This is a genomic window from Sulfitobacter sp. 1A15106 (assembly GCF_043556995.1).
GTDB classification, from domain to species: Bacteria; Pseudomonadota; Alphaproteobacteria; order Rhodobacterales; family Rhodobacteraceae; genus Sulfitobacter; species Sulfitobacter faviae.
Window position 1 is genome coordinate 178694 of record NZ_JBIFFM010000003.1, and the last position, 24039, is coordinate 202732.

Annotated in this window: 27 protein-coding genes and 2 tRNA genes; 23 read left to right on the top strand and 6 right to left on the bottom strand. The window is 64.0% G+C overall.

Annotated features, from left to right (window positions below; all coding sequences use genetic code 11):
- The first annotated feature begins 216 nt into the window (after positions 1-216).
- From ACGYKA_RS05805 to ACGYKA_RS05820, 4 genes are all read left to right on the top strand, one after another.
- Positions 217-1047, top strand: coding sequence for a hypothetical protein (locus tag ACGYKA_RS05805; RefSeq protein WP_394408423.1), 831 nt, complete (start codon positions 217-219; stop codon positions 1045-1047).
- Entirely contained in the window at positions 930-2036 is a 1107-nt protein-coding gene (locus ACGYKA_RS05810; protein WP_394408420.1) for an endonuclease/exonuclease/phosphatase family protein, read from the top strand. Before ACGYKA_RS05805 ends, ACGYKA_RS05810 begins: the two co-directional genes overlap by 118 nt.
- Before the next feature lie 69 nt (positions 2037-2105).
- A complete protein-coding gene (gene leuB, locus ACGYKA_RS05815; protein WP_394408417.1) occupies positions 2106-3212 on the top strand; it encodes a 3-isopropylmalate dehydrogenase in 1107 nt (368 codons plus the stop codon).
- A 190-nt stretch (positions 3213-3402) separates the two neighbouring features.
- A tRNA-Pro gene (locus tag ACGYKA_RS05820) sits at positions 3403-3479 on the top strand.
- Positions 3480-3523: 44 nt separating this feature from the next.
- Here ACGYKA_RS05820 and ACGYKA_RS05825 read toward each other — a convergent pair.
- Together ACGYKA_RS05825 and ACGYKA_RS05830 are read right to left on the bottom strand one after the other, a co-directional pair.
- A complete protein-coding gene (locus tag ACGYKA_RS05825) occupies positions 3524-4282 on the bottom strand; it encodes a MauE/DoxX family redox-associated membrane protein (protein ID WP_394408415.1) in 759 nt (252 codons plus the stop codon).
- 128 nt (positions 4283-4410) lie between these two features.
- A complete protein-coding gene (locus ACGYKA_RS05830) occupies positions 4411-5808 on the bottom strand; it encodes a sensor histidine kinase (protein WP_271692819.1) in 1398 nt (465 codons plus the stop codon).
- A gap of 217 nt (positions 5809-6025) precedes the next feature.
- On the opposite strand from ACGYKA_RS05830, the gene queC reads away from it, so the two are divergent.
- The 5 genes from queC to ACGYKA_RS05855 all read left to right on the top strand — a co-directional run bounded on the left by queC (position 6026) and on the right by ACGYKA_RS05855 (position 9138).
- Entirely contained in the window at positions 6026-6727 is a 702-nt protein-coding gene (queC, locus tag ACGYKA_RS05835) for a 7-cyano-7-deazaguanine synthase QueC (RefSeq protein ID WP_394408412.1), read from the top strand.
- Positions 6727-7080 (top strand): 6-carboxytetrahydropterin synthase QueD, encoded by a 354-nt coding sequence (queD, locus tag ACGYKA_RS05840; RefSeq protein WP_322328526.1) that lies wholly within the window; start codon positions 6727-6729, stop codon positions 7078-7080. Before queC ends, queD begins: the two co-directional genes overlap by 1 nt.
- Complete coding sequence (gene queE, locus ACGYKA_RS05845; RefSeq protein WP_394408408.1) at positions 7077-7784, top strand: 7-carboxy-7-deazaguanine synthase QueE; 708 nt, start codon at positions 7077-7079, stop codon at positions 7782-7784. Before queD ends, queE begins: the two co-directional genes overlap by 4 nt.
- A gap of 14 nt (positions 7785-7798) precedes the next feature.
- Positions 7799-8263, top strand: coding sequence for a preQ(1) synthase (gene queF / locus ACGYKA_RS05850; RefSeq protein WP_067268534.1), 465 nt, complete (start codon positions 7799-7801; stop codon positions 8261-8263).
- Between the two features lie 209 nt (positions 8264-8472).
- Complete coding sequence (locus ACGYKA_RS05855; RefSeq protein WP_067268495.1) at positions 8473-9138, top strand: L,D-transpeptidase; 666 nt, start codon at positions 8473-8475, stop codon at positions 9136-9138.
- A gap of 45 nt (positions 9139-9183) precedes the next feature.
- On the opposite strand, the gene ACGYKA_RS05860 is transcribed toward ACGYKA_RS05855, so the two are convergent.
- Both ACGYKA_RS05860 and ACGYKA_RS05865 read right to left on the bottom strand, forming a co-directional pair.
- A complete protein-coding gene (locus tag ACGYKA_RS05860) occupies positions 9184-9456 on the bottom strand; it encodes a hypothetical protein (RefSeq protein WP_394438197.1) in 273 nt (90 codons plus the stop codon).
- A 105-nt stretch (positions 9457-9561) separates the two neighbouring features.
- Positions 9562-9638, bottom strand: a tRNA-Arg gene (locus tag ACGYKA_RS05865).
- Positions 9639-9785: 147 nt separating this feature from the next.
- Here ACGYKA_RS05865 and ACGYKA_RS05870 point away from each other — a divergent pair.
- Complete coding sequence (locus tag ACGYKA_RS05870) at positions 9786-10823, top strand: LacI family DNA-binding transcriptional regulator (protein WP_394408402.1); 1038 nt, start codon at positions 9786-9788, stop codon at positions 10821-10823.
- Positions 10820-12034, top strand: a complete 1215-nt coding sequence (locus ACGYKA_RS05875) for a winged helix-turn-helix domain-containing protein (protein WP_394408399.1) — start codon at positions 10820-10822, stop codon at positions 12032-12034. The genes ACGYKA_RS05870 and ACGYKA_RS05875 overlap by 4 nt, the downstream gene beginning before the upstream one ends.
- Here the strand turns inward: ACGYKA_RS05875 and ACGYKA_RS05880 are convergent.
- Complete coding sequence (locus tag ACGYKA_RS05880; protein WP_394408396.1) at positions 12031-12726, bottom strand: aspartate/glutamate racemase family protein; 696 nt, start codon at positions 12724-12726, stop codon at positions 12031-12033. The two genes, ACGYKA_RS05875 and ACGYKA_RS05880, sit on opposite strands and share 4 nt — an antisense overlap.
- A gap of 164 nt (positions 12727-12890) precedes the next feature.
- Between ACGYKA_RS05880 and ACGYKA_RS05885 the strand changes: the two genes are divergently transcribed.
- The 8 genes from ACGYKA_RS05885 to ACGYKA_RS05920 all read left to right on the top strand — a co-directional run bounded on the left by ACGYKA_RS05885 (position 12891) and on the right by ACGYKA_RS05920 (position 20537).
- On the top strand, positions 12891-14132 hold the full coding sequence (locus tag ACGYKA_RS05885) for an NAD(P)/FAD-dependent oxidoreductase (protein WP_394408393.1): 1242 nt from the start codon (positions 12891-12893) through the stop codon (positions 14130-14132).
- A 38-nt stretch (positions 14133-14170) separates the two neighbouring features.
- Positions 14171-15160, top strand: coding sequence for a TRAP transporter substrate-binding protein (locus ACGYKA_RS05890; protein WP_394408390.1), 990 nt, complete (start codon positions 14171-14173; stop codon positions 15158-15160).
- 76 nt (positions 15161-15236) lie between these two features.
- Entirely contained in the window at positions 15237-15761 is a 525-nt protein-coding gene (locus ACGYKA_RS05895) for a TRAP transporter small permease (RefSeq protein WP_276153815.1), read from the top strand.
- A gap of 4 nt (positions 15762-15765) precedes the next feature.
- The gene (locus ACGYKA_RS05900) at positions 15766-17076 is read left to right on the top strand and encodes a TRAP transporter large permease (RefSeq protein WP_271688758.1); all 1311 of its coding nucleotides are present in this window, start codon (positions 15766-15768) and stop codon (positions 17074-17076) included.
- Between the two features lie 12 nt (positions 17077-17088).
- The gene (locus ACGYKA_RS05905) at positions 17089-18024 is read left to right on the top strand and encodes a hypothetical protein (protein ID WP_394408387.1); all 936 of its coding nucleotides are present in this window, start codon (positions 17089-17091) and stop codon (positions 18022-18024) included.
- Positions 18017-18745: an allophanate hydrolase subunit 1 gene (locus tag ACGYKA_RS05910; protein WP_394408384.1), complete on the top strand. Its 729-nt coding sequence runs from the start codon at positions 18017-18019 to the stop codon at positions 18743-18745. The genes ACGYKA_RS05905 and ACGYKA_RS05910 overlap by 8 nt, the downstream gene beginning before the upstream one ends.
- The gene (locus ACGYKA_RS05915; protein WP_394408381.1) at positions 18742-19773 is read left to right on the top strand and encodes a biotin-dependent carboxyltransferase family protein; all 1032 of its coding nucleotides are present in this window, start codon (positions 18742-18744) and stop codon (positions 19771-19773) included. The genes ACGYKA_RS05910 and ACGYKA_RS05915 overlap by 4 nt, the downstream gene beginning before the upstream one ends.
- A complete protein-coding gene (locus ACGYKA_RS05920) occupies positions 19770-20537 on the top strand; it encodes a LamB/YcsF family protein (RefSeq protein ID WP_394408378.1) in 768 nt (255 codons plus the stop codon). The genes ACGYKA_RS05915 and ACGYKA_RS05920 overlap by 4 nt, the downstream gene beginning before the upstream one ends.
- On the opposite strand, the gene ACGYKA_RS05925 is transcribed toward ACGYKA_RS05920, so the two are convergent.
- Positions 20534-21403: a branched-chain amino acid aminotransferase gene (locus ACGYKA_RS05925; RefSeq protein WP_067264982.1), complete on the bottom strand. Its 870-nt coding sequence runs from the start codon at positions 21401-21403 to the stop codon at positions 20534-20536. The genes ACGYKA_RS05920 and ACGYKA_RS05925 overlap by 4 nt on opposite strands.
- 171 nt (positions 21404-21574) lie before the next feature.
- Between ACGYKA_RS05925 and ACGYKA_RS05930 the strand changes: the two genes are divergently transcribed.
- From ACGYKA_RS05930 to ACGYKA_RS05945, 4 genes are all read left to right on the top strand, one after another.
- Positions 21575-22087 carry a MarR family winged helix-turn-helix transcriptional regulator gene (locus ACGYKA_RS05930; RefSeq protein ID WP_067264985.1) on the top strand — a complete coding sequence of 171 codons (513 nt, stop codon included), beginning with the start codon at positions 21575-21577 and terminating at the stop codon, positions 22085-22087.
- Positions 22084-22785: a response regulator gene (locus ACGYKA_RS05935; protein WP_067264987.1), complete on the top strand. Its 702-nt coding sequence runs from the start codon at positions 22084-22086 to the stop codon at positions 22783-22785. The genes ACGYKA_RS05930 and ACGYKA_RS05935 overlap by 4 nt, the downstream gene beginning before the upstream one ends.
- Positions 22786-22894: 109 nt before the next feature.
- Positions 22895-23137, top strand: coding sequence for an exodeoxyribonuclease VII small subunit (locus ACGYKA_RS05940; protein ID WP_394408375.1), 243 nt, complete (start codon positions 22895-22897; stop codon positions 23135-23137).
- A gap of 8 nt (positions 23138-23145) precedes the next feature.
- Complete coding sequence (locus tag ACGYKA_RS05945) at positions 23146-24027, top strand: polyprenyl synthetase family protein (protein WP_394408372.1); 882 nt, start codon at positions 23146-23148, stop codon at positions 24025-24027.
- Positions 24028-24039: the final 12 nt, after the last annotated feature.

A 24039-nucleotide genomic window follows, 5' to 3' on the forward strand; every position in this document is an offset into this window, starting at 1 on the left:
TGCCATCAAACCGCCACGGAATTGATGCAAGAAGGCACCACCCCCTCCCTCAAAATACCCCAGTATCCTGCTCTTCTCTCTGCGGAGCCTTGAGGCATGTGCGGAAAGAAGGCAAAAATTGGACCAGAATGAGGCACACCCCATCAACCGGGGGCATCAAGTTGGAACAAGCACGCGGCATCGTATCGCGGCTGGCCAGTTTGAAAGGGCAGAGCAGTGATCGGACGAATGACAGGCGCGGCGACGCGTGGCCTATTGGTGGCGCTATTGATTGCCATCCCGGCGCTTCTCTTGCCGGGGGCCGATGCGGAATCCAGCCAGATCACCGTGCTGCTCGCCTGTATCGCGGCGATCCTGACCTTCATGGAATACAACGCCCGCCAGCCCGGCATCGTCGAATTCCGCGACGCGCCGCCTTTCAATCGGCTGCGCTTCATCAGCCTGCTCTTCACGATCCTCGTCCTCTCGCTTATCGCGCGGGGCCAAACGGCCCCGACCCTACTGACCGGCGCGCTCACCGCGCTTGGCACGATACTGGGCAATGCGCTTGATTTTCCCTATTCCCCGGTGCGCCTCGTGGTTCTGATGATGCCCGCCGACGCCCCTCTCGCGGCGGTCAACCTGATCCGCACAGCGGCGGGTCTGGCCTATCTGGTCTCGCTCATCGCATTGGCGACCTTCGTGGTGCTGGTGCGCGTCATGGGCTGGCCCGCGCGCCAAGGCGCTTTCAACGTCTGGGTAAACCTGCCACTTTTCGACCCCACCGCTGGGGGCGATGTGCTCTACCGGCTGCAACGGGACGCGCGGATCAACATCGCGCTTGGCTTCCTTCTGCCCTTCTTCATCCCCGCAGTGGTCAAGGCCACCGCCGATCTGCTAGATCCAATCTCACTGAGCAATCATCAAACCATGATCTGGACAATAAGCGCATGGGCATTCCTTCCGGCCAGTATGATCATGCGCGGCATCGCCATGGGGCGGGTGGCCGAGATGATCCACGACAAACGCCGCCGCGCCTACGCCGAAGCGCATATGCAGGCCGCCTGATCCGCCTCCTGCTGGCGCTGCTCCTGCTGACCGGCACCGCGCAGGCCGAACCGCTGCGCATCGCCACCTTCAACACAGAATTGTCGCGCAAAGGGCCAGGCCTGCTCCTGCGCGACATCCTACGCGGGGACGACCCCGCCGTCACCTCCGTGATCGAAACCATCACCAGCGCCGATCCCGATATCATCGCGCTACAAGGCATGGACTACGATCTCGAACAGGCCGCCCTCAACGCCCTCGCCGACGCCCTCTCCGCCGCGGGCGCGCCCTACCCCCACCGCTTCGCCGCGCCGCCCAATGCAGGCCGCCAAAGCGGGGTCGACCTCGACGGTGACGGCAAGCTCGGCACCCCCCGTGACGCCCAAGGCTATGGCCGTTTCTTCGGCCAAGGCGCCATGGCGATCCTCTCACGCCACCCGATCCAAGAGGGCGGGTTCCAAGATTTCAGCACCCTCCTCTGGCGCGACCTCCCCGATACACTATACCCGATGATCGACGGCACCCCCTTCGCGGGCGCCGAAGCCCACGCCACACAGCGCCTCTCCTCCAACGGCCACTGGTCCCTGCCGATCCAAACCCCGGAGGGCCCCGTCACGCTGCTGACATACCACGCCACCCCGCCGGTCTTCGACGGCCCCGAAGACCGCAATGGCCGCCGCAACCATGACGAAACCATCTTCTGGCTCCACCACCTCGCCGGAAAGATCGGAACGCCCCCGACACTCCCCTTCGTCCTGCTGGGCGACGCCAATCTCGACCCGCAGCGCGGCGACGGGCGCGGCGAAGCCATTGCCGCCCTCCTCTCCCATCCCGCGCTGCAAGCCCCCCTGCCGCACCGCCCCACGGTCAACTGGCCCCAAACCGGCCCGATGCGGGTCGACTACATCCTACCCTCCCGCCACTGGGAAGTCAGTGACGCTGGCCTCATCTGGCCAGAGGGTGAGAGCGCGAGCCGCCATGCCCTCGTCTGGGTCGACCTCACCCGCTAACGCCCCCTATCTTGACCCTCCGGAACCCGCAGGCTACCCAATCTCCAACCGTATTTTCAGGAGTTTCCCATGGCCAACCCATCCTTGCTCATCCTCCCCGGCGACGGCATCGGCCCCGAGGTCATGGCGCAGGTCACGCGCATCATCGACTGGTTCGGCGAAAAGCGCGATCTGGCCTTCGATGTAGAGCATGATCTGGTCGGCGGTGCAGCCTATGACAAACACGGCACCCCGCTGCATGATGACACGATGGCCCGCGCCCTCGAAGTCGACGCCGTGCTGCTGGGCGCCGTTGGCGGCCCAAAATACGACGACCTCGACTTCTCCGTGAAACCAGAACGCGGCCTGCTCCGCCTGCGCAAGGAAATGGACCTCTTCTCCAACCTGCGCCCGGCACAATGCTTTGACGCGCTGGCCGATTTCTCCTCGCTGAAAAAAGACGTGGTCGCGGGCCTCGACATCATGATCGTGCGCGAACTCACCTCCGGCGTCTATTTCGGCGAACCGCGCGGCATCTTCGAGGAAGGCAACGAACGCGTCGGCATCAACACGCAGCGCTACACCGAAAGCGAGATCGAGCGTGTCGCCCGCTCCGCTTTTGAACTCGCCCGCCGCCGCGGCAACAAAGTCTGCTCCATGGAAAAAGCCAACGTCATGGAAAGCGGCATCCTGTGGCGCGAAGTCACCCAACGGGTGCGCGACGCCGAATACCCGGATGTCGAACTCAGCCATATGTATGCCGACAACGGCGCCATGCAGCTCGTGCGCGCACCCAAGCAGTTCGACGTGATCGTCACCGACAACCTCTTCGGCGACATCCTCAGCGACTGCGCCGCCATGCTCACCGGCAGCCTCGGCATGCTGCCCTCGGCCAGCCTCGGCGCACCCAATGCCGATGGCCGCCCCAAGGCCCTCTACGAGCCCGTGCATGGCTCCGCCCCCGACATCGCAGGCCAAGGCAAAGCCAACCCGATCGCCTGTATCCTCAGCTTCGCCATGGCGCTGCGATACTCTTTCGACCAAGGCGAAGAAGCCGCACGTCTGGAAAAAGCCGTCGAACGCGCGCTGGCCGATGGCGCCCGCACCCCCGACCTGATGGGCCCCGAAGGCGGCACCCCCATCACGACCGAGGAAATGGGCGACGCCATCCTCAAAGCCCTCGACGCCAGCCTCTAAAAAAACCGAGGCGGGGTTTCACGCCCCGCCCCTTCCCCTTCATCCTTTCTCAAATACCCTCGGGGGAGCAGCCAAAGGCTGCGGGGGCAGCGCCCCCAATTACACCCGCGTTCCCAAAACGCCCCGCAAAATCCCTGCAACTGACCAATTGCCAAAGCCGCCAAGCTGCGCTATTGCGCTGCACATCGGTCGGGCTGTAGCGCAGCCTGGTAGCGCACCTGCTTCGGGAGCAGGGGGTCGGAGGTTCGAATCCTCTCAGCCCGACCAGATCCCCCCACAGATCCCTAGGCCCAAAACTCGGATCGCTCCGCTCAGCCGTAGACCCTGAGCAGCATCCAGACCCCCATGCCCAGCATCATGACGTTCTCGGTGAGCGAGACGAACCCAAGTGGGACATTGCTCGACCCGCCGACGCAGGCGCATTTTAGCTCACGTTTGTCGACATAGACCGCCTTGATGACCGAAACCGCGCCAATTGCGCCGATCACGATCGCCACGGGGGCCGAGAGCCAGGTCAGCGCCCCGGCGGTCATCAAAACACCCGCCAACGCTTCCCCGAACGGATAGACCTTGCCATAGGGCACCCACCGCTGCGCCAGCAGGTCGTAGTTCAGAAACATCGTCGAAAAGCTTTCGATATCCTGCAACTTCTGAACGGCAAGGAAACACATGGAGATCGAGATGAACCACTCGAAAGCCCGAAGTGTGAAGATGTTGCCGAATGCATACCAAGAGAGTCCCAGTGCCATCAGGAAGGCCACGCCGAAAATAGCGACAACGGGCTGATAGCTGGTGTCCGATTGCTTTTCCTTGGGCTTGTCCAAACCTAAATGCACGCGCAGATCGTCGTAACCGCCGATCCGCTCCCCATCGATGAAAGTCTGCGGCGTGGTCTCCACACCCTCTTTCGCCATAAAGGCATCGGTCTCTTCGCGGGTCGTGAGGTGGTGATCTTCGACGTGGTAACCCTGCCGCTCCAGCAGGTCTTTCGATTTCAACCCGAAGGGACAGAGGTGCTGTTCCATCACCATCCGGTAGAGTTTCGCGGTCTTGCCCTGCCCTTCGGCCATCCTAGCCTCCTTTTACCTTTTCAAACGACATCTCAAAGGAGGAACAAGTTTCCAACGCAGGAGAGTTCCGCAAAGGGGTGATTTAGGTCAACCGGCAACCCTGCGCAGCACCACAGGCGCGCCGCTGCTCAGGCCAGTTTTCCCAGATGCGCGGCAGGGATCGTGACTGTCCAAGTCAGGGCGTTTTCGCTGGTCACCGTTTCCGCCGCGCCATTAACCATCGCAGGTGCCAATACGGAGAGAACCTTGCTCCCGAAACCGGTGGCTTTCTTGGCAGAGGGGTCAATGGTGATGCCGGTCTCGATCCACTGAAAACGCAGCCCGCCCTTTTCGGTATGGGACCAGTGGCACTGGATATCGCCGCAGCCGTCGCTCATCACCCCGTATTTCGTGGAATTTGTCGCCAGTTCATGCAGCGCCATGCCGATCAGTTGCAACGCCTGCGGTCCCAAAGCGACAGAGGGGCCATCCACATCCACCGCCTTAGCCTGCAAATGCAAAAACGGGTCCAACTGTGCGCGCACCAGTTCGGCCAGATCCACCGAAGACCAGCCGCCATCGACCAGCAAATCGGTGGACCGGGCCAGCGCCTGAATACGGGCTCCGAAGGATTTGTTGAACTCCGCGAGAGAGGCCGCCGAACTCGCCGTCTGCCGCTGCATCGCTGTGACCAGAGAAAGCATGTTCTTGGCCCGGTGGATGACCTCACGCGAGACGAGATCGCGCACCTCTTCGGCCTTGCGCGTGGCAGTCACATCATGGTGGATGTTCGAGATCGAGACGATATCCCCCGAAAGCGTCCGAATGGGCGTGCAGGCGATGGTGACATGGCGCTCGGTTCCGTCCTTGGCCACGCGCACCGCATTGAATTGGCGCAGCTTGCCGGCCATGATCTGATCGCGATACTCAAGCACCCGCGTCGGCCAATCCGGCGGATACAAAAGCTCGACCGACTGGCCCAAAGCCTCCTCTTCCGTATAGCCATAGAGCCGCTCAGCTGCCGGATTCCAACTGATGATGCGGCCTTCCATGTCATAGGTCAGGATCGCTTCGGCCGTGGTGGCCACGAGGGCAGCAAAGGTTTCCGCCTGCACATGGGCCCGTTCGATATCGTCATGCGCCATACGGCGTGTCGTGACATTGCGGTGCTGCAACAGAAGGCAGGGCGCGCCTTGGATCGTCAGGCGGTTGGCGTTGAGTTGAAACCAGCGCCGCACCCCCGGCCCATCGCAGGGGTATTCCCCCTCAAAGGAAGTCCCGGTTTTCAGCGCTTGGCGCAGCCCCTCCAGAACCGTTTCCGCCTGCACCACGGCACCCATGGCCGCCGCTTCGCAGATGTCAAAGTAATTGGCGCCGACGTAATGCGTTCCGGTATCGCCGCCGTTCTCTTCGCAAAACAGTTTCCACGCCATATTGACCGCGACAATCTTGCCGGTGGCGTCAAGAATGACCACCTCATCGGTCATCGCCTCGATCAATTCATAATGGCTGGCGTCGAGCGTGACGCTTTGGGTGCTTTTCAACATAGCCCCACCATAGCGCGAATTCGGCATTGTCTAAAGTTAACTTAGGTTTAATCGTTAAGGCCAAAATCCTTATTTTATCGGGTTTTGGCGGAAACCCTCCTGCCTCTGTGGCGGCTGCCCGCCCGCCCGCGCGTCAGGCTTGCAATCCGCGCAAATTCTGAAATAAGCCCCGCCATCCGGTCGCAGCCTACCCGGACATCAAAACAAGGGCCCCAAAATGAAAACACTTGTCATCTGCTCAGGCGGACTCGATTCCGTGTCGCTTGCGCATATCACCGCCGAGGTGCATCACCTCACCCGGCTCGTCTCCTTCGACTATGGCCAGCGCCACCGCAAAGAGGTCGATTTCGCCCGGGCGGCGGCCGAACGATTGGGCGTGCCGTTTCACCTGATCGACATGCGCCGGATCGGTGCGGCGCTATCGGGCTCCGCCCTGACCGACGATATCGACGTGCCCGATGGGCATTACGCCGAAGACACGATGAAGATCACCGTCGTGCCGAACCGCAATGCGATCATGCTGTCGATCGGCTTTGGCATTGCCGCCGCGCAGGGGGATGAGGCCGTGGCCACTGCCGTGCATGGCGGCGATCATTTCATCTATCCCGACTGCCGCCCCGGTTTCACCCGCGCCTTCGATGCGATGCAGCAGGCCGCGCTCGACGGCTATGCCAATGTGCGGCTGCACACGCCCTTTGTCGAGCACAGCAAGGCCGAGATCGTCCGCCAAGGTGCGCAGCACGGCACGCCCTTCGCTGAGACGTGGTCCTGCTACAAGGGCGGCGCGGTCCATTGCGGGCGCTGCGGCACCTGTGTCGAACGGCGCGAAGCCTTTCATCTGGCCGAGGTCACAGACCCGACTGTCTACGCCGACCCCGACTATTGGACCACGGCCCTTGCCGCGCGGGAGGAAGGCTGATGTTCCGTATTCGCAAGGAATTCCACTTCTCCGCCAGCCACCAGTTGACCCACCTGCCCGACGATCATCAATGCGCGCGGCTGCATGGGCACAACTACATCGTTGTGGTCGAACTGGCCGCCGAGACGCTCACTGCCGATGGTTTCGTGCGCGATTACCACGACTTGAAACCGCTCAAGAGCTATATCGACGATCACTTTGACCACCGGCACCTGAACGATGTGCTGGACGGCCCCTCCACCGCCGAGAACATGGCGAAACATTTCCACGACTGGTGCGCGGCGCGTTGGCCCGAGACCTCTGCCGTGCTGGTCAGCGAGACCCCGAAAACATGGGCGGAATACCGGCCATGACCCTGCGCATTGCCGAGATTTTCGGCCCCACCATTCAGGGCGAAGGCGCGCTGATCGGGGAGCCGACGGTATTCGTCCGCGCGGGCGGCTGTGACTATCGGTGCAGCTGGTGCGACAGCCTGCATGCCGTCGACAGCCAATACCGCCATAGCTGGACCCCCATGGCGACCGAGGACATCTGGCGCCGGATCCGCAAGCTTTCCAAGGACCAACCGCTGACCGTCTCCCTCTCGGGTGGCAACCCGGCGATACAGGATTTCGGCCCCCTGATCCGCATGGGCAAAGCCGCGGGCTATCGTTTCGCCTGTGAGACCCAAGGCTCTATCGCGCGGCCATGGTTTGCCGATCTCGATACGCTCGTGCTCTCCCCCAAACCGCCATCAAGCGGTGAGCGCGTCGATTGGGACGCATTCGACGCCTGCCGGACGCTCGGCGCGCAGGCGCGGCAGCAGGTGATGAAGATCGTGATCTTCGACGAGATCGACTACCATTGGGCGCGCGAAGTGCATGCCCATCACCTCGATATCCCGCTCTACCTTCAACCCGGCAACCCCGAGGTCGACCCCGCCACGCCGGTGGACCCGCAAGCGCTGGCCGACCGTTTGGGCTGGCTGACCGACCTTGCTATGACCGATCACTGGTTCGCCCCCCGTATCCTGCCGCAGCTTCATGTCCTGATCTGGGGCAACAAGCGCGGCGTCTGACCGATGGAGACCCCATGTCCGACGACATCTACAGCAATCTTAAACAGCTCGGCGGGGAAACCCGCATCCCCGCCAGCCCCGAAGAGGCCGAGCTTGAGCGTGTGCCGAACCCGCAGGCCGATGTGGCCTATAACGTGCGCTTCACCGCGCCGGAGTTCACCTCGCTTTGCCCGATGACCGGCCAGCCCGACTTTGCCCATCTGGTGATCGACTATGTGCCCGGCCCGTGGCTGGTGGAATCGAAATCGCTCAAGCTGTTTCTGACCTCCTTCCGCAATCACGGCGCCTTTCATGAGGATTGCACCATCTCCATCGCCCGACGGTTGGCCGAATTCCTCGACCCACAATGGCTGCGGATCGGCGGCTATTGGTATCCGCGCGGCGGCATTCCCATCGATGTATTCTGGCAAACCGGCCCCCTGCCCGAGGGCGTCTGGATCCCCGATCAAGGGGTGCCGCCCTACCGCGGGCGCGGCTGACCGGGCCCTCCCTACCTCCTACCCCCCAGCATTCGGGGCGCGCGCCCACCCGCCCGCGCCCCGTTTCTCCGTGAAAACCGTGTGTTTTAGATCACAATATCTTCAGCAACCGCCTTCTTCCTTGAACCTCCAGCGGGGAAAGGCCGTTAGTCTCTCATACACGCATACGACCCTGCCCCGCGCAGAGAGGTCAACCACGGAGCGACCACATGCTGACAAGACGTCATTTCATCCAGACCACCACGGCGCTATTTTCCGGCGCGATTGCCACCCCCCTGATGGCCCGCACGCGCCCAAGCGCGGCAGAGAAGGCCGCTTGGGATGCGCAGGTCACCCCAGCAGGCTTTGACCCGGCGACGAGCAACCCTTGGGGCGTCCACCCGCGCTTCTTGCCGCAGCGGGTCGTGGCGAATGACAACCTGCGCGTCGGTGACATCCACGTCGATGCGGTGGCGCGCTATATCTATCATATCGAAGAGGGCGGCACCGCAATGCGCTACGGCGTAGCGATCGCGCGTGGCAATCTTTATGAGCCGGGCACCTATACGATCAAGCGCAAGGTGCAATGGCCGCATTGGACGCCCACCCAAAACATGATCAAGCGCGATCCCGAGCTCTACGCTGGCCTTGAGGACGGCGTGCCGCCCGGCCCGGAAAACCCCCTCGGCTCGCGGGCACTTTACCTCTTTGAAGGGAACCGCGACACCTATCTGCGCATCCACGGCACCCCGCAGCCACAAAGCATTGGGGGCCGGGCAAGCTCAGGCTGTGTGCGGATGATCATGGCGCATATCAACCAGCTCTACCCGAATGTGCAGACCGGCTCGACGGCCTATCTCTACTCGGCGGAAGAAAGCGTTGTTGCCAGCAGCTAAGTTGGAACGAAAAACGGGAGCCGCTTGGCGGCCCCCGTTGTTATGTCAGGCTTGGCGTTTGGTGCAGATCGGATTGCCACCCACCGCCCGCAGCGGCACCAGCGTCGTCTCGACCGGGCCGTTGTGCTGATACCAATAGCAGCCATCCTCCGGCAGCAACCGCGCCGTCGACAGATCTTGGTTCGGCGCGGCAAGGCTCACCACCGACTTCGGCAGATTGCCCACGCGGGCCGAGCCGCCCTGCGGCCCACTCGCCGGTACCGTACATCCGGCAACGGCCAGCAAGGCCGCCCCGATCACAAAAGTTCCTGTTTTCATCAAAGCCTCTGCCATTCCTGATTATATCCGGGGCAATCTGACAGACCGGATGGGGATTTCAAGGCACAAGGGGGTGAGGTGGTCGGCAGCGCCCTACGCGCCGAATGGCGACCCCGGCAGGATTCGAACCTGCAACCTGCCCCTTAGGAGGGGGCTGCTCTATCCAGTTGAGCCACGGGGCCGACAGGCTTGGGTTTAACGCAAGCGTCTGGCGATGTCATCGGCAGATTGGCAACCGAATGACTGCGCCTCGCAGCAGGGCTGCGGCAATGCTTGATCGCGCCTCCCGCTTCGCGCTACCTATGGGTAAGGCAAACAGGAAAACCAAATTGACCACACCCCCCAAACGCCCGTTGACCCTGCGTGATGTGTCCGATGCTTGCGGCGTTTCCGAGATGACGGTCAGCCGCGTCCTGCGCAAACGCGGCGACGTGTCGGAGGCCACCCGCAATCGCGTTCTCGCCGCCGCCAAGGCGCTTGGCTATGTGCCCAACCAGATCGCCGGATCGCTGGCCAGCCAGCGCGTGAACCTTGTGGCGGTCGTGATCCCTTCGTTGGGCAATATGGTGTTCCCCGAAGTTCTGAACGGCATCAACCAAGTGCTCGAAGACACGCCGCTGCAGCCGGTGGTGGGGGTGACAGACTACCTGCCCGAGAAGGAAGAGCGGGTGCTTTATGAGATGCTCTCATGGCGGCCCTCTGGGGTGATCATCGCGGGGTTGGAGCATTCCGATGCCACCCGCGCCATGCTGCGCAATGCGGGCATTCCGGTGGTCGAGATCATGGACACCGACGGCAAACCTGTCGATGCGATGGTGGGGATTTCGCACCGCCGCGCCGGGCGGGAGATGGCACAGGCGATCCTGCGCGAGGGCTATGAGCGGATTGGCTTCATGGGCACGAAAATGCCCCTCGACCACCGCGCGCGCAAACGGTTCGAGGGCTTTACCGAAGGGCTCGCCAAGGCGGGGGTCGAGATCGAAGACCGGGCCTTTTACTCGGGCGGCTCCGCGCTGGCCAAGGGGCGCGAGATGACACAAGAGATGCTCGAACGCTCGCCCGACCTTGATTTTCTCTATTATTCCAATGACATGATCGGCGCGGGCGGGCTGCTGCACCTGATCGACCAAGGCATCGACATTCCCGGTCAGATTGGCCTCGCCGGGTTCAACAACGTCGAACTGCTGCAAGGTCTGCCGCGTCAATTGGCGACGATGGACGCTTGCCGGAACGAGATCGGTCAGGCCGCGGCGCGGATCATCCTCAACCAGACCCAGCCCAAACCGGACCCGGAAATGCAAACACAAATCACCCTGACGCCAACGCTGTCTCTGGGCGATACCCTGCGCCGCCGCCGTCAGGGGTGAGCCGCCCAAGGCTCGGCAATGCCGCCGCGCGGCGGTTGTTTCTGACGCGTCACCTGCTGTCGGACCCGCCGCAGGGCCCGACCAAGGGCGCGGCACTGCTCAAGCTGATCCATGATCTGGGTTTTGTGCAACTCGACAGCATCAACACGGTGGCGCGGGCGCATGATCTGATCCTGTTCGCCCGCCGTCCGCGCTATCGCCCCGCTGCGCTCAAGCGGCTTTATGAAAAAGACCGGGCGCTGTTTGAGCATTGGACCCATGACGCCGCCGTCATCCCGATGGAATTCTACCCGCAATGGCATCTGCGCCGAACCCGCGATGCGGCCAAGCTGCTGGGCCGCTGGAAGGATTGGCAGCGGCACGACTTCGAAACACAGATGCAAAACGTGCTCGCGCAGGTTCGGGCCGAGGGCAGCGTCACCTCATCCGACGTGGGCCGCGACGAGCCGCGCAGCAGCGGGGGCTGGTGGCAATGGCATCCGTCGAAAACCGCGCTGGAGTATCTGTGGCGCAGCGGCGCGCTGGCTGTGACCGGGCGCGAGGGGTTTCGCAAGCGCTATGACCTGACCGAGCGGGTGGTCCCCGCCGCGCTGCGCGACCCGGCGCATGCCCCCGACATAGAGCAGACGATCGACTGGTGCTGCGATCAGGCGCTGGCGCGCTTGGGTTTTGCCACGGCAGGGGAATTGGCCGCCTTCTGGGCCCATATCTCCCCCGCCGAGGCGCGCGGCTGGTGCGCGGCAGAACAAGGCGCGGGGCGGCTGGAGGAGATCGACATTGAGGCGGCCGACGGCAGCCTGCGCCCCGCCTTTGCCCGCCCCGGCTGGGCCGATGACCCCGCCCTTACCCGCGAACCGCCCAAACGGCTCCGGGTGCTCAGCCCCTTCGACCCCGCCCTGCGCGACCGCAAACGCGCCGCCCGGCTTTTCGGTTTCGACTACCGGATCGAGGTCTTCGTGCCCGAGGCGCAGCGCGAATACGGCTACTATGTCTTTCCGCTGCTACAGAGCGACAGGCTGGTGGGACGGGTCGATATGAAGGCGCATCGCGATCTGGACGTCTTGCACGTCACCGCGCTCTGGCCCGAACGCGGGGTTCGCTGGGGCAAGGGGCGGCAAGCGGCCTTCGAGGCAGAGCTGCACCGCCTCCTCCCGCTGGCTGGGGTGCGCCGGGTCAGCTTCACCGAGGGCTGGCTGCGCGTGCCACATTAGCTGAAACGGGGCGGCAGGAGCCCTGCGTGAAACCAGTTGAGATAGCTGTGGATCGAATGCACGGGCCGCCCGGTCGCCGCCGCGATGTCGGAGGCATATGGCACCATGTTGGTGCATTCCAAAAGGATCGCCCCGACATCCGCGTGGGCCTCCACCAACCGCTGCGCCGCCTGCACCATCTCGGCCCGTGCCTGCCCCACGTCGAGGTCGGGCAGATTGCCGAGGATCGTTCGGGCGAAGCCGCTGCCCTCCATCCCCACCACCGGGCTGCCCTCGGGCACCCCCGCCGCGCGCAGATGGGCGGGCGAAAGCGTTGCGGCGGAGATCGTCAAGATGCCCAGCCTTTGCCCCGGCGGCAGGCAGGCGGCGATCTGCCCCGCCTGCTCCAACGCAGAGGCGGCAACGGGCACGCCCAGCGCTTCGGCGAGGCGAGGCCGGATCAGCGCCAAGAACCCGCAGGTGGTGGCAATGCCGGTGCAGCCTTCGGCGATCAAGTCGCGCCCCACGGCGATGAAAGCCTGCACGAAGGGGTCGATATCGTCACATACGATCGCTTCGGGCGTGGCCCCCGGCACCACGGCATAGCGCACAGGAAAATCCCAACTGCCCGCATGGCCGACATCCCCCAGAATGCGGGGAAACCGCGTGTCCAGCATGAGGATTCCCAGCCGCGCGCCCGTCTCGTTTGTCATATGCCCTCCGTTTGGGCGCAGGATGCCTTTGCGGGCAGGGCGAGACAAGCGAAACCCTAACAATGACATTTTATCAGCATTTTGTTGACGTGGTGATTTTTTGTGTAAAAGATGCCCCAAAGGAAACAAGCCATGACCCAACGCGAAATCGAAAGCCACCACCCATGAGCCAGCATGTCGTCGTTATCGGCGCCGGGATTGTCGGCGTCTCTGCCGCGATCTGGCTGCGCCGCGCCGGGGCGGCGGTAACGCTCGTCGACCGGGCCGAGCCGGGGCGCGGCACCTCTCATGGCAATGGTGGCGTGCTGGCGGCGGCGGGCGTCGCGCCGGTGACCGGGCCGGGCCTGCTGCGCAAATCGCCGGGGATGCTGCGCGACCCCGAGTTTCCGCTGTTCCTGCGCTGGCCCTATCTGCCCCGCCTGCTGCCATGGCTGCGCCGCTACATGGCCCACGCCAATGACCGCGATACCCGCCGCATCTCTGCCGGGTTGGTGCCCATCGTGAGCGACAGCGTGGCGCAGCACAAAGCTCTCTGCGCCGATCTGGGGCTGGAGGATTGGGTCCGCGACAGCGACTATTGTTTTGCCTATACCAACCGCGCGGCCTTCGAGGCTGAAGCCTACACTTGGGCGCTGCGCCGCGAGGCGGGTTTCGAGCCGGAAATCATCGACGGCGGCGCGGTCAGGGAATTCGACCCGGCCTATGGGCCGCAGATCACCTGCATCGCACGGCTGGCCGACCACGGCTTCATCGCCGACCCCGGCGGCTATGTCCGGGCGCTGGCCAAGGCTTTCGAGGGGATGGGCGGCACCATCCGACAGGCCGAGGTGCAGGACGTGGCGATCGTCGACGAAGAAGTCACTTCGGTCATCACCGACCAAGGCCCCCTGCCCTGCGACGACGTGCTGCTGGCGACTGGTGTCTGGTCGAAACCGCTCATGCGCAAACTGGGGATCAACGTGCCGCTGGAATCCGAACGCGGCTACCACATCGTCTTCAAGGATGCCGAGGGCGGCCCATCGCGCCCCACCATGATGGCGGCGGGCAAATTTGTCGCCACGCCCATGGCCGAAGGGCTGCGCTGTGCCGGGATCGTCGAGTTCGGCGGGTTGGAAGCGGGCGCGTCCAAAACGCCACTGGCGCTGCTGCGCCGACAAGCCAAAGCCGCCTTTCCCCATCTCTCCGCCAAGGAAGAGATCGAATGGCTGGGGCACCGACCCGCCCCCAGCGACTCGCTGCCCCTCATCGGGCAGATCGGGACGAGCCGGGTCTACACTGCCTTCGGGCACCATCACATCGGGTTGACGGGCGGGCCGAAAACGGGCCGACTGATCGCCGGATTGATCACGGGGCAGACGCCAAACACGGATCTGACCCCGTATCACCCCCAACGCTTCGACGGATGACGCCAAGCGTGGGACTACAACAACAAGGGAGAAACCACATGACACTGACAGCAAGACTGATGGCCGGCGCGGCGATGACCGCCCTGACGCTCGGCACCGCCATGCCCGCCTTCGCGGCCGAGAAATGGGACATGCCGATGGCCTATTCGGCCTCGAACTTCCACTCCGAGAACGGTGTGCAATTCGCCGAATGCGTGGGCGAGAAGACCGGCGGCGAGATCGAGATCACCGTGCACCCGGGCGGCGCCCTCTTTGCTGGCGCGGACATCAAGCGCGCGATCCAGACCGGGCAGGTCCAACTGGGCGAGCGTCTGCTCTCCGGCCACCAGAACGAGAACGCGGTTTTCGGCTTTGACTCCATCCCCTTCCTCGCGCCCTCTTTCGAGGCCAGCGCCCAGCTTTGGGAAGCCGCCAAGCCCAAGGTTGAATCCGTTCTGGAAGAGCAGAACCTCGTCCTGCTTTATAATGTGCCATGGCCGCCCCAAGGACTCTACTTCAAAAAGGAAGTCGACTCGGTCGAGGACATGAAGGGCGTGAAATTCCGCTCTTACAACAACACCACCGCGCGTCTGGCCGAGCTGACCGGCATGTCGCCCGTGACCATCGAGGCCGCCGAAGTCAGCCAAGCCTTCGCCACCGGTGTCGCGGAATCGATGATTTCTTCAGGGGCCACCGGCTATGACCAGAAGGTCTGGGAAAGCCTGACGCATTTCTACGAAGTCGACGCATGGCTGCCGCGCAACTACGTGATGATCAACGCCGATGTCTGGGCCGAAGTCTCGGACGCGAACAAAGAGGCGATCACCACCTGCGCGACCGAGGCCGAAGAGCGTGGCCTGCAAGCGTCCAAGGACTACACCCAGTTCACCTATGACGGGCTGCGCGAAGGCGGCATGAACGTCGAGCCCGCCAGCGAAGAGCTGATGTCCGGCCTGCGCGAGGTGGGTGAGACCATGACGCAAGAGTGGCTCGAAGCCGCGGGCGAAGACGGTGAGGCGATCGTCGACGACTACAAGGCGATGCAATAATCACGAAACCTGCGGCGGCCCGTCACCCGGGCCGCCGTTCTCATGCCCGGGCATGACTTGACGGAGGGAGAGCCGCATGAAGGCGCTGCGCAGACTATTGGACGGGCTATATACCGGGGCGGGGGCGCTTGCCGCGCTCTGTCTGGTGGCCATCCTTACCTTGATCGTGGCCCAGATGGTCGCTCGTTGGACCGGCAATGTCTTCCCGGGCGCTGCCAGCTATGCGGGCTATGCCATGGCCGGGGCCAGTTTCCTCGCCTTCGCCAATGCGCTCAACCGCGGTTCGCATATCCGCGTGTCGATCCTGCTTAACGCGCTGAGCGCGGGCGGAAAGCGGCTGCTGGATATCTGGTGTTTCGCCGTGGCGGCGGCGGTGGCGTGGTATTTCACTTACTACGCCTATTGGTTCGTCTACTGGTCGTGGAAGTTCAACGAAGTCAGCCAAGACCAAGACGCCACCGCACTCTGGATACCGCAATCCGTCATGGTCATCGGCGGCGGCATCCTTGCCATCGCGCTGACAGACAATCTTTTGCACCTCATCTTCAAGGGCGACCACCGCGTCACCCGTGACCTAGTCGATCAAAGCTTCGGGGAATGACGCCATGACCGAGATCTATGCCATTACCCTGTTTCTGATCGTTCTCTTCTTCCTCCTCGGCACCGGTGTCTGGGTTGGCCTCGCCCTGATGGGCGTGGCCTGGGTCGGGATGGAGCTTTTCACCACCCGCCCCGTGGGCGACGCCATGATCACCACGATCTGGGCCAGTTCCTCAAGCTGGACGCTGACCGCGCTGCCGCTCTTTGTCTGGATGGGCGAAATCCTTTACCGCACGCGGCTGTCGCAGGACATGTTCCGCGGGCTGTCGCCTTGGCTCGCGAAACTGCCGGGCGGACTGGTGCATACTAATATCGTCGGCTGCACGGTCTTTGCCGCCGTCTCGGGCTCTTCCGCCGCGACGCTGACCACCGTAGGCAAGATGTCGATCCCCGAGCTGCGCGCGCGCAACTATCCTGAAAAGATGATCATCGGCACGCTGGCCGGGGCCGCCACGTTGGGCCTGATGATCCCGCCCTCGCTGGCGCTGATCGTCTACGGGGTGACGGTGAACGAAAGCATCACCAAACTGTTCTTCGCGGGCGTGCTGCCCGGCCTGCTGCTGGCGCTGATGTTCATGGGCTATGTCGCCGTCACCAGCATGCTGTCGAAGGATTGGAACCCCGATGCGGAGACCGGGATGAGCTTTGGCGAAAAGCTGCGCAACTCGCGTTTCTTGCTGCCGGTCTTTGCGCTGATCACGGTCGTGATCGGATCCATGTACCTCGGCTTTGCCACGGCGACCGAGGCGGCGGCCATCGGCGTCATCGGCTCCCTCACGCTGGCGCTGTTTCAAGGCTCGCTGAACTGGCACAGCTTCCGCGAGAGCTTGATGGGGGCGATGCGCACCTCTGCGATGATCGCACTGATCCTTGCGGGCGCGGCTTTCCTGAAACTGTCGATGGGTTTCACCGGTCTGCCCCGCGCGCTGGCCGATGGGATCGCGGCGATGGAGCTGTCGCGCTTCGAGCTTCTGATGGCGCTCTTGGTCTTCTACATCGTACTGGGCATGTTCCTCGACGGCATCTCCTCGGTCGTGCTGACCATGGCGGTGGTCGAGCCGATGGTCCGCAGCGCGGGTATTGATCTGATCTGGTTCGGTATCTTCGTGGTCGTGGTCGTGGAGATGGCGCAGATCACCCCGCCGATTGGCTTTAACCTCTTTGTGCTGCAAGGCATGACCAACCACGAGATGGGCTATATCACCAAGGCCGCGCTGCCGATGTTCGCGATTATGGTCTTCATGGTCTTCGTCCTGATCTGGTTCCCCGAAGTGGCCACATGGCTGCCCGAAAACCTGCGCAGCGCACCGGTTTAGCGGTGAAGGGCCATGCGCTATATGCTGAGACTGGCCTCGCGCCATGCGCGGGCCTGTCTGATCGTCGGGCTGCTGGCTGGGCTGGCCCTGCCCAGCCTTGCGGCGGCGCTGGCCGGGTGGCTGCCGCAGATGGTGGCTGCCCTGCTGACGATCACCGCGCTCAGGATCGGGCACCGCGCGGCCCTTGGCGCAGTGCGCGATCTCATCTGGGGGCTGGCCTCGGTGCTGGCCTTGCAGACGCTGCTGCCCCTGCTACTGCTGGGGGGCTTCGTGCTGGCCGGGCTGGGGCAGACCCCTGCGGCACTGGCCTTGACCCTTGCCGCGGCGGCCCCGGCGCTGACGGGCAGCGTGAACCTCGCCCTGTTGATGCGGCTCGACGCGGGGCGGATGATGCAGCTCATGGTGCTGGGCACCGCCGCCTTTCCGCTGACCGTCCTGCCGGTGCTGGCGGCCCTGCCGCAACTCGGCCCGGCCTCGGAAATCGCCCTCGCCGCCCTGCGGCTCTTGGCCGTGATCCTTGGCGCGACGGGGCTGGGCTTTGCCCTGCGCCATGTCTTTCTGCCCCATCCCACCCCGCGCCAAACCGAGGCGCTGGATGGCGCATCGGTGCTCGCCTTCTCGGTCATCGTGGTGGGGCTGATGGCGGCGCTGAACCCCGCGCTGCGCAGCGATCCATGGGCCGTGGCGGGCTGGACGCTGCTGGCCTTCGCCCTAAGCTATCTGTTGCAGGCGGGCACGTTGCTGCTGACCCGGCGCGGCCCGCTCCGCGCCGTGGCCGGACCACTGGCGATCGGTGCGGGCAACCGCAATATCGCGCTGTTTCTCGTGGCGCTGCCTGCGGAGGTCATCGCGCCGCTGATGATCTTTATCGGCTGCTGGCAACTGCCGATGTATCTGACCCCGGTGCTGCTGCCGCGCCTTTACGAAAGGATGCTTCGCAATGACTGACTGGCCCCGCATCCGCAGTGTCGGCCTCTCCGGCCTATTGGTCACCTTTGCCGAGAAGATGTCCGAACCCGCCAACCGCGCCGCCCTCGCCTTTCGCGCGGCGGTAGAGGAACAGGACTGGCCCGAGGTGAGTGAGACGAGCACCTCGCTGGTGTCGACCTTCGTGCAATTCGAGGTCTCCCAAGAGGCCATCACCACGATGACCGACCGCCTGCGCGACCTGCTCGAAACCCGCGACTGGTTCGCCGAAGCCCTCCCCGCCGGGCGCAGCCTGTGGCATGTGCCCACGGTCTATGGCACCGACCTCGCCCCGCAGTTGGAGGAGGCCGCCGAGGCCGCGGGCCTCGACCCCGACGCGGCCATTGCGGAACTGTCGCAGGCGCGGGTCCGGGTGCTGACCATCGGCTTCGCCCCCGGCCAGCCCTACCTGGGCGAACTGCCCCCGCATTGGGACATTCCGCGCCAGCAGGGGCTGACGAAATCGGTGCCGCCGGGGTCGCTGGTGGTGGCCATTCGGCAGTTGATCATCTTCACCAATGCCTCCCCCACCGGCTGGCGGCACATCGGCCAGACGGCTTTTCGCACCTTCCGCCCGGGCAGCGATATGCCCTTTCCGCTGTCGCCGGGCGATGAGCTGATCTTCCCATCCATCACCCGGCAAGAGTTCGACCGCATCGCCGACGACCCCACCGGCGGTGCCGAGCGGGAGGCGCTGACATGAGCGGCACGCTGACCATCCTTCAAGCCGGTCCGGCCATGACCATCCAAGACCTTGGTCGCCCCGGCTATCGCGCCGTAGGCCTGACCCACGGCGGCGCGGCGGACCCGACCGCCCTGCACGAAGGGGCCGCCCTGCTGGGCCAAGATCCGAACAGCGCGGCTCTGGAGATGGCCGGGAGCGGCGGCAGTTTCGAGGTCGATCAGGACACCCGCATAGCCCTGACCGGGGCGCAGATGCAGGTTAGCATTGACGGCGAGCCGGTCGCGTGGAACGCCAGCCACCTCCTGCCCGCCGGGGCGAAGCTGACCATCGGCGGCGCGCGGGACGGGGCCTATGGCTACCTCCATGTCGGCGGCGGGTTTGACGTGGCGCCGGTGATGAATGCGCGCGCCAGCCATCTGGCCGCTGGCATCGGCGCGCTGCTGCAAAGTGGTGAGACCCTGCCACTGGGGGCCGATAAGGGCGGCGAGACGAACCTCACTTTCCCGCGCGACAGCCGGTTCGGGGCAGAGAAGGTGCGCATCGTGGCCTCCATGCAGACCGATGCCTTCGACGAGGCAACCCGCCAGCGGTTCACCGAAACGACCTTTCGCCGTGATCCGCGCGCCAACCGCATGGGTGCGCGGATGGATCATGACGGCGAAGGCTTCGCGACCGGCGGGCAACTTACCATCGTGTCCGAAGTCATCACCCCCGGCGACATCCAGATCACCGGCGACGGCGCGCCCTTCGTGTTGATGTGCGAATGCCAGACCACCGGCGGCTACCCCCGCATCGGCACGGTGATCCCCTGCGACCTGCCGATCGTCGCACAGGCGCAGCCCGGTGCTGCGCTGCGGTTCGAGTTCATCGACCTCGACGAAGCGCTGGCCGCCGAGACGCGCCACCGCGCCGACCTCGCTGCCCTGCCCAAGCGCCGCCAGCCGCTGTTGCGCGACCCGGCGCGCATCCGCGACCTCTTGGGCTATCAACTGATCTCCGGCGTGGTTTCCGCCATGGCCGATCCCTTCGAGAAGGAGAGCACATGACAACCGTCGATCTCAACGCCGACATGGGCGAAAGCTTTGGTCCTTGGAAAATGGGCGACGACGCGGCGCTTCTGCGCGTCGTGACCTCGGCCAATATCGCCTGTGGCGGGCATGCGGGCGACGCCGATGTCATGGCGGCGACGATGCGCATGGCCCATGAGAACGGCGTCGGCATTGGCGCGCATCCGGGGTTCATGGACCTCGCCGGTTTTGGCCGCAACCGCCTCTCAGTGCCGCGTGGCACCTTGCAGAACCAGATCCGCTATCAGGTCGCCGCGAGCGTCGGCATGGCACGCAGCGTCGGCGCTGAGGTACGCCACCTGAAACTGCACGGCGCGCTGGCGAATATGGCGTCGGAGGATGAGGGCTTGGCGCGCGACCTTTATGAAGCAGCCTTAAGCGTGGCCCCTGACCTCATCGTCATGGTCCTCGCCGCCACGGCGCAGGAACGCGCGGTGAAATCACTGGGCTGCAAATGGGCCGGCGAGATCTTCGCCGACCGCGCTTATAACGACGACGCGACGCTGGTCGACCGCAGCAAGACCGGCGCGGTGATCCATGATGCGGAAGCGGCAGCGGCGCGGATGGTCGAAATGGTCAAGGCAGGCGCGATCATCACCGAGAGCGGCAAGCACATCCCCAGCCGGATCGACACGATCTGCCTGCATGGCGACACCGCAGAGGCCGTTCAAATCGCAACCGCCGTCCGCAAGGGTTTGCAGGACGGCGGCGTAACTTTGGCAAAGTTCAGCGGCAGCGTTTAGCTGCGCACCAGCTTTTCATAGTCCAAGGCGATCTCACGCGTCAGCGCGCCGACCTCGAAATGCCAGTCGCCGATCTGGCCGACCGGGGTCACTTCGGCGGCGGTGCCGGTGAGCCAGCACTGTTCGAAACCTTCCAGTTCCTCGGGCATGATGTGCCGCTCGTGGACCTTGATGTTCTTCTCGCGCAGCATGTCGATCACGGTCTGCCGGGTGATGCCGTTGAGGAAGCAATCGGGCGTTGGCGTGTGCACTTCGCCGTCCTTGACGAAGAAGATATTCGCGCCCGTCGCCTCGGCCACATAGCCGCGGTAGTCATACATCATCGCGTCCGAGCAGCCCTTCGCCTCGGCCGCATGTTTGGACATGGTGCAGATCATATAGAGACCCGCCGCTTTGGCATGGCTCGGGATCGTCTCGGGCGAGGGGCGCTTCCATTTGGAGATGTCGAGCTTGGCGCCCTTCATCTTGGCATCGCCGTAATAGGCACCCCATTCCCATGCTGCGATAGCCATGCGGACCGGGTTGCGGGCCGAGGCGACACCCATGTCTTCGCCCACACCACGCCAAGCGACCGCACGCACATAGGCGTCTTGCAGGCCAGAGGCGGCGAGGACTTCGGCCTTGGCAGCTTCGATCTCATCAATGGTGTAGGGGATCTCAAAGTCGATCATCTCAGCCGAGCGCTTGAGCCGTTCGGAATGCTCGCGGCTTTTGAAGATTTTGCCGTTGTAGGCGCGCTCGCCCTCAAACACCGAAGACGCATAGTGCATCGCATGGGTCAGGATGTGGACGTTGGCCTCACGCCAATCCACCATTTCGCCATCCATCCAGATGTGCCCATCCCGGTTGTCATATCCGCCTGCCATGGTGTTTCCCCTCCAAATGACGCGCTATCTTTTCAAAAATTGCGCAACAATCGGCAGATGCAGACATTTAATTGCGCAAAACACGAGATTCGATAGCCTTTCACTATTGGAATGTCAACAACGCTGACGTAAACTGATCCCCAACAGGCCCGAGAGAGAATGAGACACACTATGGCTGACGGGCGCATGATGGCCCCTAGCAGCGGCGACAGCCTGCTGTTTTTGACGGACGAACAACTGCGGCAGGGGATCGAGGCGATGTTCTTTGCCTATCGCGGTTTCACTGCCGATCCCGACCGGATTCTGGCCGATATGGCCTATGGCCGGGCGCATCACCGCGCCATCCACTTCATCAACCGCGCCCCCGGTACGACGGTGAACAACCTGCTCAATATCCTCGGGGTCACGAAACAATCGCTCAACCGTGTCTTGCGCACGTTGATCGCCGATGGTCTGGTGCAGAGCAAGGTTGGCCGCAATGACAAGCGCGAGCGGCATCTGTTCCTGACCGACGAGGGTCGCAAGCTGGAACAGGAGCTATCAGACGCTCAGCGCGCGCGCATGCGGTTGGCCTTTCGCACCGCCGGACCCGAAGCCGTGGCCGGTTTCAGAACGGTATTGGAGGCCATGATGGACCCCGAAATGCGCCAGAGCTTTGACCGGCTGCGCGAAAGCGCCCCATGAACGATCTCGACCCGCACCTGCTGGTCGTCGACGACGATGAGCGGATCCGCAGCCTGTTGAAGAAGTTCCTGATGCGGAACGGCTTTCTGGTCAGCACGGCCCGCGATGCGGCCCATGCGCGGCGGGTGCTGGCGGGGTTGGAATTCGACCTCATCGTGCTTGACGTGATGATGCCCGGCGAAGACGGCATGGCCCTGACCCGCGCTTTGCGCGAAACCCTGCAAACGCCAATCCTGTTACTGACCGCCAAGGGCGAGACCGACAACCGCATCGAGGGGTTGGAGGCTGGGGCGGATGACTACCTGCCCAAACCCTTCGAGCCGAAGGAACTGCTGCTGCGCATCAACGCGATCCTGCGCCGGATGCCCGACACCTCTGCTGCCGACACCGCGCCAAAGGTGCTGTCGCTCGGCGTGATCCGCTATGACATGGAGCGGGGCGAGATGTGGCAGGGCGACGATCTGGTGCGCCTCACCGCGACCGAGGTGCAGCTGATGAAGATCTTCGCCGCCCAGCCCGGTGTCGCGCTGAGCCGTGCCAAATTGGTCGAGGAACTGGGCCGCGACCGGGGGCAAGCGCAGGAACGCGCGGTCGATGTTCAAATCACCCGCCTGCGCCGCAAGATCGAGAGCGACCCGAAACAGCCGCAATACCTGCAAACCGTGCGCGGCGCGGGCTATATGCTGGCCCCGGACTGACCTAGGCCCGCCTGCTCAAACGGGCCGGTGAAATTCATCACGCAAGCCCGCTGGCAATGCGCGGCGCGAAGTTCTATTGTCGCGCGAAATTCCGAAAACGAGGCGCGCAATGTCCGACACACCCGTAGAAGAGATGAACTTTGAGACCGCCATGGCCGAGCTTGAGAACGTCTTGGGCCAGCTTGAAAACGGCAATGTCGCATTGGACGAAAGCATCGCGCTTTACGAACGCGGGGCCAAGCTTAAGGCGCGCTGCGAGACCAAGCTGAAAGAGGCCGAAGAGAAGGTCGCCGCGATCACACTTGATGGCGATGGCAACCCCAATGGGCTGAAACCCGTCGAAGGGCTTTGACCGCCCCCATGCAAGAGACCACCCCCCGTCCCTTGACAGAGGCGCTTGCCCATGCCCGCGATCTGGCGCAAGCGCAGATCGACACAGCACTCGGCGCCTATGACGGCCCCGTGGCCGAGGCGATGCGCTATGCCTGCGGCGGCGGCAAGGGGCTGCGCGGCTTTCTGGTGATCGAATCCGCCCGGCTGCATGGCATCGCCCCCGGCATGGCCGCCCCGGCAGCGGCAGCCATCGAGGCGCTGCATGCCTATTCGCTGGTGCATGACGATCTGCCCTGCATGGACGACGACGATCTGCGCCGGGGCCAGCCCACGGTGCACCGCAAATGGGACGAGGCCACCGCCGTTCTGGCCGGTGACGCGCTGCAAATGCTGGCCTTTGAACTCCTTGGTCAAGCGCCCTGCCCTGCAGAGGCGCGTCTGACCTTGATGACCAGCCTCGCCCAAGCGGCAGGCGTCGGTGGCATGGTCGGCGGTCAGGCATTGGACATTGCCGCAGAGACCGCCCCCGCCCCGCTGTCGCTGGCCGAGATCACGGCGCTTCAGGCAGGCAAGACCGGCGCGTTGATCGAATGGTCCGCGATGGCCGGGCCGCGCATGGCGGATGCCGATGCCTCCGCCCTTGGGGCCTACGCCAAACACCTCGGCCTCGCCTTTCAGATCGCGGATGACATCCTTGATGTCGAAGGCGACGCCGAAACGGTCGGCAAGGCGGTCGGCAAGGACGACGCGGCGGGCAAGGCCACTTTCGTGTCCCACCTCGGGCTGGCCGGGGCCAAGAGCCGCGCCGCCGAATTGGTGGACATGGCCTGCGACGCCCTATCTGAATATGGACCAGAGGCGCAGAGCTTGCGAGCCGCTGCCGCCTTCGTTATTGCCCGCGACAGCTAGCCGGGCGGCACA